This window comes from Bordetella sp., from assembly GCF_057362025.1.
The window spans coordinates 14,915-28,332 of record NZ_JBMQQZ010000093.1; the positions used below are offsets into that span (position 1 = coordinate 14,915).

General features: G+C 65.9%; 13 protein-coding genes. 5 read left to right on the plus strand and 8 right to left on the minus strand.

Annotation, left to right across the window (positions count from 1 at the left end):
- Positions 1-24: 24 nt before the first annotated feature.
- The 3 genes from ybeY to miaB form a co-directional block, all read right to left on the minus strand.
- A complete protein-coding gene (gene ybeY, locus ACO1P8_RS20655; RefSeq protein ID WP_486297769.1) occupies positions 25-486 on the minus strand; it encodes an rRNA maturation RNase YbeY in 462 nt (153 codons plus the stop codon).
- Positions 487-616: 130 nt separating this feature from the next.
- On the minus strand, positions 617-1,645 hold the full coding sequence (locus ACO1P8_RS20660) for a PhoH family protein (protein ID WP_486297741.1): 1,029 nt from the start codon (positions 1,643-1,645) through the stop codon (positions 617-619).
- Complete coding sequence (gene miaB / locus ACO1P8_RS20665) at positions 1,642-3,054, minus strand: tRNA (N6-isopentenyl adenosine(37)-C2)-methylthiotransferase MiaB (RefSeq protein WP_486297742.1); 1,413 nt, start codon at positions 3,052-3,054, stop codon at positions 1,642-1,644. Before miaB ends, ACO1P8_RS20660 begins: the two co-directional genes overlap by 4 nt.
- Positions 3,055-3,221: 167 nt before the next feature.
- On the opposite strand from miaB, the gene ACO1P8_RS20670 reads away from it, so the two are divergent.
- Complete coding sequence (locus ACO1P8_RS20670) at positions 3,222-3,944, plus strand: phosphatase PAP2 family protein (protein WP_486297743.1); 723 nt, start codon at positions 3,222-3,224, stop codon at positions 3,942-3,944.
- 4 nt (positions 3,945-3,948) lie between these two features.
- Here the strand turns inward: ACO1P8_RS20670 and ACO1P8_RS20675 are convergent, their stop codons facing one another.
- Together ACO1P8_RS20675 and ACO1P8_RS20680 are read right to left on the minus strand one after the other, a co-directional pair.
- Positions 3,949-4,806: an FRG domain-containing protein gene (locus ACO1P8_RS20675; protein WP_486297744.1), complete on the minus strand. Its 858-nt coding sequence runs from the start codon at positions 4,804-4,806 to the stop codon at positions 3,949-3,951.
- A gap of 22 nt (positions 4,807-4,828) precedes the next feature.
- Entirely contained in the window at positions 4,829-5,623 is a 795-nt protein-coding gene (locus ACO1P8_RS20680; protein WP_486297745.1) for a transporter substrate-binding domain-containing protein, read from the minus strand.
- A gap of 182 nt (positions 5,624-5,805) precedes the next feature.
- Here ACO1P8_RS20680 and ACO1P8_RS20685 point away from each other — a divergent pair, with 182 nt between their 5' ends.
- Both ACO1P8_RS20685 and ACO1P8_RS20690 read left to right on the plus strand, forming a co-directional pair.
- Complete coding sequence (locus ACO1P8_RS20685; RefSeq protein WP_486297746.1) at positions 5,806-6,693, plus strand: SMP-30/gluconolactonase/LRE family protein; 888 nt, start codon at positions 5,806-5,808, stop codon at positions 6,691-6,693.
- A 77-nt stretch (positions 6,694-6,770) separates the two neighbouring features.
- Positions 6,771-7,154, plus strand: coding sequence for an RNA-binding S4 domain-containing protein (locus ACO1P8_RS20690; protein ID WP_486297747.1), 384 nt, complete (start codon positions 6,771-6,773; stop codon positions 7,152-7,154).
- A gap of 76 nt (positions 7,155-7,230) precedes the next feature.
- On the opposite strand, the gene ACO1P8_RS20695 is transcribed toward ACO1P8_RS20690, so the two are convergent.
- Complete coding sequence (locus tag ACO1P8_RS20695) at positions 7,231-7,707, minus strand: OsmC family protein (protein ID WP_486297748.1); 477 nt, start codon at positions 7,705-7,707, stop codon at positions 7,231-7,233.
- Between the two features lie 113 nt (positions 7,708-7,820).
- On the opposite strand from ACO1P8_RS20695, the gene ACO1P8_RS20700 reads away from it, so the two are divergent.
- Both ACO1P8_RS20700 and bcaP read left to right on the plus strand, forming a co-directional pair.
- Complete coding sequence (locus ACO1P8_RS20700; RefSeq protein WP_486297749.1) at positions 7,821-8,549, plus strand: haloacid dehalogenase type II; 729 nt, start codon at positions 7,821-7,823, stop codon at positions 8,547-8,549.
- 293 nt (positions 8,550-8,842) lie between these two features.
- Positions 8,843-10,285: a branched-chain amino acid transporter BcaP gene (gene bcaP / locus ACO1P8_RS20705; protein WP_486297750.1), complete on the plus strand. Its 1,443-nt coding sequence runs from the start codon at positions 8,843-8,845 to the stop codon at positions 10,283-10,285.
- A gap of 108 nt (positions 10,286-10,393) precedes the next feature.
- Here bcaP and secF read toward each other — a convergent pair whose 3' ends face one another.
- A complete protein-coding gene (gene secF, locus ACO1P8_RS20710; RefSeq protein ID WP_486297751.1) occupies positions 10,394-11,323 on the minus strand; it encodes a protein translocase subunit SecF in 930 nt (309 codons plus the stop codon).
- Positions 11,324-11,450: 127 nt separating this feature from the next.
- On the minus strand, positions 11,451-13,346 hold the full coding sequence (gene secD / locus ACO1P8_RS20715; protein ID WP_486297752.1) for a protein translocase subunit SecD: 1,896 nt from the start codon (positions 13,344-13,346) through the stop codon (positions 11,451-11,453).
- Positions 13,347-13,418: the final 72 nt, after the last annotated feature.

A 13,418-nucleotide genomic window follows, 5' to 3' on the forward strand; every position in this document is an offset into this window, starting at 1 on the left:
GGATTACCCCCACGCCGGCGCGCTTCAACGCGGCGAGTAGGGGTCGGCGATGCCCATGCCAGCCAGTACGCGCGTCTCCAGCCCTTCCATGCGGCGGGCATCGCGCTCGCGGATATGGTCGTAGCCGAGGGCGTGCAGGGTGCCGTGGACGGTCAGATGGGCGGCATGCGACAGGGGCGTCTTGCGCTGTTCGCGCGACTCGCGGCGCAGCACGGGCAGGCACAGGACGATGTCGCCCCGGGCGACATCGTCGGGACCGACGCCGTATTCGAAAGTCAGCACATTGGTGGCGTAATCCCGGCCACGGAAATCCCGGTTAAGGCGGCGGCCTTCGGCCAGGCCGACGATACGCAGGCTGATCTCCATCCCCTGGAATGCCACCAGCCCGTCATCGCGCGCGCCCTCCAGCGCCCGGGCGATCCAGCGCCGCAACCGCCAGCGAGGCAAGGCCGGCGCCTCGACGGCGTACTGGACGGACAGCGACAGCGAGACGGCCGCGGGCGGCCGCCCTGCCTTGGCAACGGCGTGCGGCGGCCTCCGGCCGGCGCGTCCCGCCTGGATGGTCCGTCGCGCGGCGTCGCCGGACCCCGGGCCGCGCGTGCGCGCGGCCGATGCGTCAGTCTTCATCGGCCGCCGCTTGTTCGTAGGCGTCGACGATACGGGCGACCAGCGGGTGGCGCACCACATCGCGGCTGGTGAAGCGCGTCGTCGCGATGCCCTGCACGTCCTGCAGCACGCCCACCGCATGCGCCAGGCCGCTTTGCTGGCCGCGCGGCAGGTCCACCTGCGAAGGATCGCCCGTGATGACTGCCTTGCTGCCGAAGCCGATCCGGGTCAGGAACATCTTCATCTGTTCCGGCGTGGTGTTCTGCGCTTCGTCCAGGATGACGAAGGCGTGGTTCAGCGTGCGGCCCCGCATATAGGCCAGCGGCGCGATCTCGATGGTCTGCTTCTCGAAGAGGCGCTGCACCCGTTCGAAGCCCATCAGGTCATATAGCGCGTCGTACAGCGGGCGCAGATAGGGGTCGACCTTCTGCGCCAGGTCGCCTGGAAGGAAGCCGAGGCGTTCGCCGGCTTCCACGGCGGGCCGCGTCAGCACCAGGCGCTGTACCGTGTCGCGTTCCATCGCGTCGATGGCGCAGGCGACGGCCAGCCATGTCTTGCCCGTGCCGGCCGGACCGATGCCGAACGTGATGTCGTGCTTGAGGATGTTTTCCAGGTAATCGCGCTGGCGCGGGGTGCGCGGGCGCAGGTCCGAACGGCGCGTGCGCAGGAAGATACCTTCGCCGTAGTCGTCCATCGCCGGCAGGGCGGGGGATTTGAGCGCCGGCTTGCCGCCATGTGCGCCGCTCTCGCGTCCGACGCCGATTTCGACCAGTCCCAGCTGGATGTCGTCCACCGACAGCGGCTTGCGCGCGGCCTGTTCATCGAAGCGGCGCAGCGCCTGGGCGGCCAGTTCGGCCTGTTCGCCCTCCAGTGTGATGCGGCTACCGCGGCGCGATAGCTTGACCCCCAGCCCGTCGGCGAGCTGGCGCAGGTTTTCATCCAGCGGGCCGCACAGGTTCGCCAACTGGGCGTTGTCGCCGCCGATCTGCACCGTGACGCCGGCCGGCTTGCGCGATGTCCGCGCGCGTGCGCCCGTCATGCCGCCTCCGGCGCAGGGGATTCCGCCAGGGCGACCCGTGCGCGCAGGGAATTCGGATAGGCCTCGGTGATGACGACGTCGATCATATGGCCGACCAGCCGCGGCGGTGCCGCGAAATTGACGATGCGGTTGTTCTCGGTGCGGCCCATCAGTTCGTTCGGGTCGCGCCGCGAGGGGCCTTCGACCAGCACGCGCTGCGTGGTACCCACCATGGCCGCGCTGATGGCCGCCGCCTGCTCGGCGATGCGGGCCTGCAGCCGTTGCAGGCGCTGCAGCTTGAGCGTCTGCGGCGTGTCGTCGGCGAGGTCGGCCGCCGGCGTGCCCGGCCGGCGCGAATACACGAACGAGAAAGACGTGTCGAAGCCGACGTCGTCGATCAGTTTCATGGTTTTTTCGAAATCTTCTTCCGTCTCGCCCGGAAAACCGACGATGAAGTCGGACGACAGCGTCAGGCCGGGGCGGGCTTCGCGCAGGCGACGGACGATGGACTTGAACTCCAGGGTCGTATAGCCGCGCTTCATCGCCGCCAGCACGCGGTCGCTGCCGGCCTGCACCGGCAGGTGCAGGAAAGACACGAGCTGGGGCAGGCGCGCGTAGGCCTGGATCAGGCGCGGCGTCATTTCCTTCGGATGCGAGGTGGTGTACCGGATGCGCTCGATGCCGGGAATGTCGTGCACGTATTCCAGCAGCATGGCGAAATCGGCGATTTCGTCGCCGTCGCCCAGGCGGCCGCGATAGGCATTGACGTTCTGCCCGAGCAGCGTGACTTCCTTCACGCCCTGGTCGGCCAGGTCGGCGACTTCCATGAGGATGTCATCGAAAGGCCGGGACACTTCGTCGCCGCGGGTGTAGGGCACCACGCAGAAGCTGCAATATTTGCTGCAGCCTTCCATGATGGACACGAAGGCCGTCGCGCCCTCGACGCGCGGCGGCGGCAGGGCGTCGAACTTTTCGATGCTGGGGAAGCTGATATCGACCTGGGCGCGGCCCTCGGACTGGCGCTGGCGGATCAGTTCCGGCAGGCGGTGCAGGGTCTGCGGTCCGAATACCACGTCCACATAGGGCGCGCGCTTGACGATGGCCTCGCCTTCCTGGCTGGCCACGCAACCGCCCACGCCGATGACCAGTCCCGGCCTGGTTTTCTTCAGTTGCTGCACGCGTCCCAGGTCGGAGAAGACTTTCTCCTGCGCTTTCTCGCGCACGGAACAGGTATTGAAGAGAATGATGTCCGCGTCTTCCGGCTTGTCGGTCAACTCCACGCCCTGCGATTCGCGCAGCACGTCGGCCATCTTGTCGGAGTCGTACTCGTTCATCTGGCAACCGAAGGTGCGGATGAACAGTTTGCGGGGGGAGCCGGGCGCGGACGCGTCGGCGGGCGCATCGTCGCGCGCGAGTATGGTTTCTTGCATGTCGGAGGCCGTGACGGGTGTAGATCCCGGGGGCGTGGCGGAGGAAAAACAGAATTTTACCCCGGATGCCATCCTGTCTTGGTATCGTCTCGGTCCGGCGGGCCATCGGGCCGGAAACGCGGCCGGTCCGCACGGGGCGGCAGCCGCGCACTTACAGAGGACAAACCATGTTCCAGAATTCAGGCGTGCGCGACGACGCGCCCGCCGACCGCCGCGCGCGCCGGGTGGCGGCCGGGATCTTCGCGCTGCCGCTGCTCGGCCTGTCGGCGTTATTCGTGGACTTGCCCCTGGCCCAATGGTTGCACGCCAACGTTTCCCCTGGCGTGGATCATGTCTTCGAATGGATAGGCGAAGCCGGCGACAGCGGCAACTACGCCTGGGTGGTCCTGATCGTCTATATCGCCGCGCTGGCCGCCTTGCGCCGCGGCCGCGACGGCGCCTGGATCGGCGGCTACGAACGCGTGGTGCGGGGCGCCCTGCTGCTGATGGCCGCGTGGATCGCCGGCGGGATCGTTACGGGCCTGCTCAAGCAGGGGGTGGCACGCGCGCGTCCGGAACTGTTTTTCGAGCAGGGAATCTACGGGCTGGGACATCCCTTCCAGGGCAAGCCGTTCAATTCCTTTCCGTCCAGCCACGCATTGACCGCTTTCGTGCTGGCCTCGGCGATCGCGGTGGTGGCGCCGCGCTGGCGCTGGGTGGTCTATACCCTGGCCGTGCTGGCTGCCGTCAGCCGTCTGGTCAACCTGGACCATTTCGCCTCGGACGTGGCGGCGTCCGCATTGATCGCCATGACGGCGGTGCATGGGCTCAAGCGGTGGTTCCTGGACCCGGCCTATCGCTGGCCGATGCGTGCGCCCTGGCGGTGGTTCGCCCGCGACGCGAAGCGCTGAGCCTTCAGCCGCCGCCCTGTTCCAGCTTTTTCCTGACGCGCCGGGTCAGGTCCAGCAGCGGGTCGTCGGACGGATACAGCTCGTGCCTGCCCACGATGGGGAAGCTGTGGCCTTTCCAGAAGGTGCGCGGATCGAAGCGGAACTTGGCGATCAGGCGCCGCCCGAAATCCATTTCATGGTGCAGATAGAGCGCCTTCTGGCCGATGCCGGCGATCTCCGGATATTCCCCCAGCAGATAGCCTTCCTGCAGATGCGGCCGCGCCGCGGAGGGTGGACATACGCTGGACAGTCGTATCGTCTGCAGCCCCGCTTCCGCGCTGACGGTGATCCCGCCGCTCAGGTACGGTACGCCCAGCACGAAGACATAGGCTTCGTCTTCCGCGCCATGGCTGGCGAACGATGCGGCGATGCGCAGGGAATGGGTCACGTCCAGCAGGGGCGTGGCGCATACCTCGTAATGCTGGAGGATGGCCCAGCGCACGGTGCCATGCCGGCCGATGCGTTCCATGCCCAGCAAACCGGCCGCCAGGTATTCCTCGGCCAGGATTCTTTCGGCGGCGGTCAGGCGCGCGAATCGCTTGCGCAGCTCGTCCAGGCTGGGATTCGCGTGGCCCGTTCCGCGCAGCAGGCTGGGTTTCAGCGAGGTATAGCCGGAACGGTTGCGATGGTCGCCGGTTTGTCCGCGGAACAGGAGGATATGGTTGCGATTGTGGAATTGCAGCTCCGCCACCCGCGTCGCCAGGTCGGCATACGAAGCGACCTCGAAGGCGGCGGCCTTGCGATAGTCCTGGCGCTGGACCACCGTCGCCCTGGGCGAGGCGCCGGTGAACGACCATAGCTTGTACTGGGTGATCGTCTCCAATGCTGCTTTCCTTCATGCCGCCTTATTTGCCCAGCCACTTGGCGCTGATCTGCGCGTATTCGCCGCTGGCCTGGGCCAGATGCAGCCACTGGTCCACGAAGTGCTTGAACACCTCGTCGCCCTGTGGCAGCAGATAAGCCATCTCCGCATACTGCAGCGGCTTGTCGGGGTTGACCGCGCACAGTTCCGGGTGGGCCTTGCTTTGGACAATGGCTTCGGCGGCCTCGGTGACGAAGACATCGGCCTGGCCCTTGATCAGCTCGTCGAAGATCGTCAGGTTATCTGCGTGCATGGTCAGTTTCGCGTGGCTCAGCCGTGTCTTCGCGAAGCGTTCGTTGCTGCCGCCGGGGTTGGCGATGACGCGTACCGAGGGCTGGTCGATGGCTTCGATGGTCTGGAAGCGGGAGATGTTCTCGCAGCGCGTCAGCGGCGTTTTGCCGTTGATCATATAGGGAATGCTGAAGTACGCCTGCTTCTGACGCTCCAGCGATACCGAAATCCCGCCCACCGCGATATCGCATTTGCCGGCGACGAAATCCGGCAGCAGGTTCGACCAGCTCGTCTTGATGTATTCCGGCTTTGCTTTGAGGGCCGTCGCCAGGGTCTGCATCAGGTCGATATCGATGCCTTCGAACTGTCCCGGCGCGTGCTGGAAGCTGAAAGGCTTGTAGTCGCCGGGCGTGCAGACGCGCAGCACCCCGCTTTTCTCGATGCGCGCCAGTGCCGGGTCGGAGGCGGCGGAGGGGGCGGCCGCGGGTGCCTGGGCAAACGCGAACGCCTGGATGGACAGCAGGACAAGGGCGGCAAGGAACTTCATGGCGGGAATTCCATCGGAGGAAAGGTTGTCGTGTGCGTCAACTTTAAACGTTGCGGCGATTTCCCTTCAGTGCGGGTTTGCACGGCTTGCCAGCCAGGACGGGTTATCGCAGCCGGCGCGCCGGCTGCGTCGCCATGCGTATCGCCCCGCCCGGCCGCGCTTCCGATCCCCAGGAGCATTCCATGCGGTACCTATTGGTTCTCCTCCTTGCCCTGTGCGGACCCGCCTGCGCGGCGTCCGCGGGCGATGCCACCCGTTTTGCGCCGGGCCTGCAATTCCCTGAGGGTACGGTTTTCGTCGGCGATAGTCTTTACTTCGTCGATTATGGCGCCGGCGACGTATTGCGGTTGGCGCAGGCCGGCCCCGAGGTGGCATGGCACGCGGCCGGCTGCGGCCCGAACGGGTTGCTGCCGCTGGCCGACGGCACGCTGCTTGTCGCCTGCTACGACGCGGGCACGGTGGAACAGCGGTCCCTGGATGGGCGGTTGCTGCGCACCCTTGGCCACGGCGCGCGCGGCGAGCCTTTCGTCCGACCCAATGATCTGGCCGCGGACGGCCATGGCGGCGCTTATTTCACCGCTTCCGGCGGCGACGGCGGCATCCCGGGCAGGCTGTATCACGTGCCGGCGGGCCTGCAACGCGCCGACAGAGTCGCCGACCACATCCAGAACGCCAACGGCGTCGCCCTGTCGCCCGATGGCGGCACGCTCTACCTGGGCGAGAGCACCACCGACAAGATCCTGCGATTCAAGGTGGCGCCGGATGGCAGCTTGCGCGATGGCGGCGACTTCCTGGTACTGGACGAGCGCCTGCCGGGGGCGGGCCGCCACACGCCGGATGGGGTGCGCACCGATCCGGCCGGCCGCCTGTTCGTCAGCCTCTACAATGGCGACGGCTTTGCCGTCTTCGGTCCGGACGGCCGCCTGCTGGCCACCCAGCCCCTGCCCGGTACCCACCATTCCAACCTGGCGATTTCGCCGGACCAGGCCTGGGTCTACGGTACGGTCAATGACAGCGAGGGCAGCCTGTACCGGGTCCGCAATCCCGTGGCCCCATCGTCGCCGCGATGAGGCGGCGCGCGGGTGTGGTGCCCGGGAAAGTCCGGACGAAAAAGCGACCGGGCCGCGGCTGACTCAGGAGGATCGCCATGACGAACAAAATACGGCTGGACAAATGGCTCTGGGCGGCGCGCTTCTACAAGACGCGCAGCCTTGCCGTGGAAGAGATCGGCAAGGGGCGGGTGCTGGTCAATGACCAGCCCGCCAAGCCGGCCCGCGAGGTCGGCGAGGGCGATTTCATCACCGTACGCAAGAGCGATCCGCCCATCCGCGTGCTCGTGCGGGCGGTCAGCAACATACGCGGCCCCGCCACGGCGGCGCGCCTGATGTACGACGAGACACCGGACAGCATCGCCGCGCGCGAACGCGCCGCCGAAATGCGCCGGCTGGCGCCCGAACCGGCTTTGGATATTGCCCAGGGGCGTCCGACGAAGCGCGACCGCCGCCTGATCGACCAATTGCGCGGCAAATAGCGCCGGCGGGCCGCCCGGCCCGTGTCCGCGGCGACGGGGCCCGATCTCCCGGCGGGACCGCCGACCGGGGCGTCGCTCAGCTGTCGGCGACCACGATGGTGGGTTCGCAGGCGATGGGAAAGTCGACCGAGTTGGCGATATAGCACTTGGCATGCGCGACGTGATGCAGCCGTTGCGCTTCGGCGGGATCGCATCCCTGCCGGATGGCCACACGCGGACGCAATACGATGCCCGTGAAGCGCCCCGTGCCGTCGCTTTCCTTCATGGTGCCTTCGGCGGCGTCGGCATAATCGACCACCACGATGCCGGCATCCGCGCACAGGTGCAGGTACCACAGCTTGTGGCATGCCGATGCCGACGCGACCAGCAGGTCTTCCGGATTCCAGCGGGCGGCATCGCCCCGGAACGCGGGATCGGACGAACCCGGTATGTCCGGCTTGCCATCCGCCCGGATCACATGATCCCGTCCATAGGCGCCGTAGCCGGACGTACCGCTGCCGCGATTGCCGGTCCACCGGACTTCGATGTGGTATTTGTGTTCGCCATGCGCCATTGCGTATATCCACGGCCCCGCGGGCCTTCAGGTTCAGCGACGATTAAGCCCCGAGAATATCACCGGAGGTAGACTCCACCATCGGCCTTTTTTTCGACAAACGGGTGGAGACCATGGCGGATCACACGATGATCAAGGCGTTGCTGTTCGATGTGTTCGGAACGGTGGTGGATTGGCGTACCAGCGTCGCGCGGGAATTGCGTCCTTTCCTGGAAAAGCACGGGATTGCGGACGATCCCCATGATGTGGCGAACGCGTGGCGCAAGAAGTACCAGCCGGCATTGGAAGAAGTCCGTTCCGGGCGGCGCCCCTTCGTCAAGCTGGATGTCCTGCACCGCGAGAACCTGGAAAAGCTGCTGGCGGACTACCGGATCGATGTCGCCGCCTTGTCCGAGGAAACGCTCAACGACCTGAATCTGATCTGGCATCGCCTGCAACCGTGGCCCGACTCCGTGGCGGGCCTGCGCCGGCTGAAGCAGCGCTTCATCATCGCGCCGATGTCCAACGGCAATATCCGGTTGATGACGGACATGGCCAAGCATGCCGGGCTGCCCTGGGATGCCATCCTGGGCGCGGAAGTCGTCAAGGCATACAAGACCTCGCCGGAGGCCTACCTGAGGACCGCGGAAGTGCTGGACCTGCGGCCGGAGGAAATCTGCATGGTGGCCGCCCACAATTCCGATCTGGCCGCGGCCCGCAAGTGCGGCTTCAGGACCGCCTTTATCCTGCGGCCGACGGAATACGGTCCGGCGCAGAAAACCAATCTGCGCGCCGAGCAGGACTGGGACTGGATCGCCGACGACATGGGGCATCTGGCCTCCCGGTTGGATTGTCCCGAGTGACGGACCGGCCCCGCGTCGCGACGCAGGCGACCGATGCAGCGGCGGCGCAACCGTCCCGCTGCATCGCGGCCCCGGCCGTGTCGTTTTCGCAGCGCGGATCGCCGCGTTCCACGGCGATGCACCGCGCGGCCGGTTCGTCGATCGCCTATGCGACCGTGTAAAGACCGTTGATTCAGAAGAAGTTTTCCGGCGCCTGCATGACCGCCAATTGGCCCTGACCGCACTCCCCCGGTGATATTCTGCCCGCCCACCCAAGCCTGGGGGCGCGGGCAGCATTCTCCTGGAGGCATGCGGTGAATATCTTTCGAACAAAAAACATAGACGCCATGATCGCGTCGAGTCGTGTGTCCGGAAACCTCAAGAAGGTGCTGGGTCCGTTCGATCTGGTCTTGATGGGAATCGGCGCGATCATCGGGACGGGCATATTCGTTTTGACCGGAACGGGCGCGGTCACGGCCGGGCCCGCGCTGACCATTTCGTTCATCGTCGCGGCGCTGGCATGCGGATGCGCGGCATTCAGCTACGCGGAGTTCGCCTCGACGGTACCCGTCACGGGGTCCATCTATGCCTATAGCTACGCGACGCTGGGCGAATTCGTCGCCTGGATGATCGGCTGGGACCTGATACTGGAGTACGGCCTCGCCACCTCGGCCGTTTCCGCCGGATGGTCCGGCTACTTCCAATCGCTGCTAAGGGGCTTCGGCCTTGAGCTTCCCGTGGCGCTTACCGCCGCGCCGGGCGCGCTGCCCGGTGTCCATACCTGGATGGATCTGCCCGCGATGCTGATCATGCTGGCGCTGACGGCCATGCTTTCGATCGGTGTCAAGGAGTCGACGCGCGTCAACAATGCCATGGTGGTCATCAAGGTTGCCGTGGTGCTGCTGTTCATTGTCGTGGGCGTGCACCACGTTCAGCCGGCGAACTGGCATCCCTTCGCCCCCTTCGGGTATACGGGGATATTCAGCGCCGCGGCCCTGGTCTTCTTCGCGTTCATCGGCTTCGATGCGGTGACTTCCGCGGCGGAAGAAGTGGCGCGGCCCGAGCGGAATCTGCCGATCGGCATCATCGGTTCGCTGGTCGTGTGCACCGTGCTGTATGTGGCGGTGGCCGCCATCATGACCGGCATCGTGCCCTATCAGCGCTTCCTGGGCGTCAACGATCCGATAGCGGTGGCGCTGAACTACGCGAAGGAAACCTGGATCGCCGGCTTCGTGGACGTGGGCGCGATCCTGGGCATGACGACGGTGATCCTGGTCATGACGTATGGACAGACGCGCATCCTTTACGCGATGTCACGCGACGGTCTGCTGCCGCGCCGCCTTTCGACGGTTCATCCAAAATACGGCACGCCCTTTTTGGCGACCTGGGTTGTGGGCATACTTTTCGGCATCGTGGCCGGGTTCGTGCGCCTGAGCACCCTTGCCGAGTTGATCAATATCGGCACGCTCGCCGCGTTCAGCCTGATCTCGATTGCCGTCATCGTCCTGCGCAAGACGCGTCCGGAATTGCGTCGAGGCTTCCGCTGTCCCGGCGTGCCCGTCGTGCCGGCCCTGGCCGTGGTGGCGTGCGTGACGCTCATGACCTACCTGCAGCCGCTTACGTGGCTGGCTTTCGGTGTCTGGCTTGCCGTCGGGCTGGTGGTCTATTTCGTCTATGCCCGGCATCATTCCCTGCTGAACCGGCCGGAGCCGGTGTCCGAGCCCCCCGCCCTGGCGGTGGGGCGCGAACGGCGTTGACCTGCAAAAGAACAATGGCGGACCCATCCGGGTCCGCCATCGAGGCCGTGGCAAGCGCCGGGCAGGGCGCTCGCGGATCGTCCGTTAAGGATGGTCCGCTAATCGTGCTCAGGCGACTTCAGGTCCATCTTTCTTCGCGGGCTTGACCAGGTCTTCGCGCTTGACGCCAAACCACATGGCCAGCGCGGCGGCCACGAAAACCGACGAATAGATACCGAACCAGATGCCGATGGTCAGCGCCATCGCGAAGTAGTGCAGGGTGGGGCCGCCGAAGAACAGCATGGACAGCACCATCATCTGCGTGGATCCGTGCGTGATGATGGTGCGCGAAATCGTTTGCGTGATCGCGCTGTTGATGACCTCCGGCACGGGAGTCTTGCGCTGCTTGCGGAAGTTTTCGCGGATCCGGTCCATGATGACCACGGATTCGTTCACCGAATACCCCAGCACCGCCAGCACGCCGGCCAGCACCGACAGCGAGAATTCCCACTGGAAGAAGGCGAAGAAGCCCAGGATGATGACCACGTCATGCAGGTTGGCGATGACGCCGGCCAGCGCGAACTTCCATTCGAAGCGGATGGCCAGGTAGACGACAATGCCCAGCACCACGAACAGCAGCGCCATCAAGCCGTTGTGCACCAGCTCCTGGCCCACCTGAGGTCCTACGTATTCCACGCGGCGCAGTTCCACCGACGGATCGGCCGCCTTCAGTTCCTTCAGCACCGCGTCGCTTTGTGCGGATGAGCTCTGGCCCGCCTGCAGCGGCAGGCGGATCAGCACATCGCGCGAGGTGCCGAAATTCTGCACCTGGAAATCCGAGTAGCCGAGCTTGCTTACCGCGCCCCGCACCGAGTCCAGCTGCGCGGTCTGCGCGTAGTTGACTTCCATCACCGTGCCGCCGGTGAATTCGATCGACAGGTGAAAGCCGCGCGTCAGGATGAAGAAAACCGCGGCCAGGAAGGTCACCGCGCTGATGATGTTGAGCACCAGCGCATGCCGCATGAACGGGATGGTGCGGTGAATGCGGAAGAATTCCATGTTTCGCCTTGCTTTGGGTTGGCCCCGAGGCGCTACGCGCCGAGGCCTGTCCTAGTCGTGTTGGGTCGCGATATCCGGTACGTGCCGGCCGCGTGCCCCTGGGGCCGCGGCCTTGGGTATCGGGTCTTCAGGCCTTTGCTTTGGTATCGCCGGAAGGTTTCCATACCTGGCCGATCGAAACGCTGGCCAGCTTCTTGCGGCGGCCGTACCACAGGTTGGCCAGCGCACGCACGCCCACGACCGACGAGAACATCGAGGTCAGGATGCCCAGGCAGTGCACCACCGCGAACCCGCGGATGGGGCCGGAGCCGAAGGCCAGCAGTGCCAGGCCGACGATCAGCGTCGTCAGGTTCGAGTCCAGGATAGTGCCCCACGCGCGCTCGAAGCCCTGGTGGATGGCCTGCTGCGGCGACGCTCCGTTGCGCAGTTCTTCGCGTATCCGTTCGTTGATCAGCACGTTCGAGTCGATCGCCATCCCCAGTGTGAGCGCGATGGCGGCGATGCCGGGCAGGGTAAGCGTGGCCTGCAGCATGGACAGTACCGCGAGCAGCAGCAGTACGTTTACCGCCAGGCCGATGGTGGAGAAGACGCCGAACAGGCGGTAGTACAGGATGATGAAAACGGCGATCGCCAGGAAGCCGTACAGCGTGGACGCGAATCCCTTGGCGATGTTGTCCGCTCCCAGGCTGGGGCCGATCGTGCGTTCTTCGATGATGGACATCGGGGCGGCCAGCGCGCCGGCGCGCAGCAGCAGCGACGTATCGGCGGCTTCCTCGGCGGTCATGCTGCCGGAAATCTGCACCTGGCCGCCGGGGATTTCGCCGCGGATGACCGGCGCGGTGACCACTTCGCCCTTGCCGTTTTCGAACAGCAGGATGGCCATGCGCTTGCCCACGTTATCGCGCGTGACGTCGCGGAAGATGCGCGCGCCCTTGGCGTCCAGCGTCAGATGGACGGCCGGCTGCTGCGTCTGCGGGTCGCGGCCCGGCTGGGCGTCCTGAAGGTTTTCGCCGGTCAGTATGACCTGGCGGCGGACCAGGATGGGGCGGCCGTCGCGGTCGGTGTAGCGTTCGAGGCCGAAGGGGACGGTATTGGCGGCCAGCGCGGACTGCGCTGCCGGCGAATCGTCCACCATGCGGATTTCCAGGGTGGCGGTGCGGCCCAGCAGTTCCTTGGCCTTGGCCACGTCCTGCACGCCGGGCAGCTGCACGACGATGCGGTCGTTGCCCTGCTGTTGGATGACGGGCTCGGCCACGCCCAGTTCGTTGATGCGGTTGTGCAGGGTGTTGATGTTCTGCTTCAGCGCGTTTTCCTGCACCCGGGTAATCGAGGCCGGGCTGAGCGTGCCGACCAGTTGCGGCTTGGCGCCGTCGTTCTGGTCGACGAACTGCAGGTCCGGCATGCGCGTACGCAGGATCGAAACGGCCTTGTCGCGGCTGTCGGCGTTGGCGAAGGTGGCGGTGATGGCCTGGCCCGTGCGGTCCACGCTGGCGCCGGCCACGTCCTGGTCGCGCAGCACGCTGCGGACATCGGCCGCCAGGGAGTCATAGCGGGCGCTCAGCGCGCCCTGCATGTCGATCTGCAGCAGGAAATACACCCCGCCGCGCAGGTCCAGGCCCAGGTACATCGGCTTGGGCTCGAACCAGCCCAGGGCGCGCATCCATGCAGGCGAGGCGGGCAGCAGGTTCAGCGCCACCGTGTAATGCGGGTCGCCGGGAACGGTATTCAGGGTCTTGTCGAGCAGGTCGCGCGCCTGCAGTTGCCGGTCAGTGGACGAGAAGCGCGCTCGGATGGTGCCCAGCGGGCCGTTTTGCTCGTAGAAAGCGCCGACGGTGGGGATTTTTGCCTGGTCCAGGATCTGTTCGACCGTGCCGAGCAGGGCGTTATCGACCTTGACCGTCGCTTTCGCGCTGGAAATCTGCACCGCGGGGGATTCGCCGTAGAAATTGGGCAGCGTGTACAGCAGGCCGATGACGACCGCGATCAGGACCGTAAGGTATTTCCAGAGGGGATAGCGGTTCATGGCCGGCTACTGACTTTTTGACGAATGACGGTTGAGGCAAAAGGCCGGGGGCACTGCGGGATTGCCCGGGCG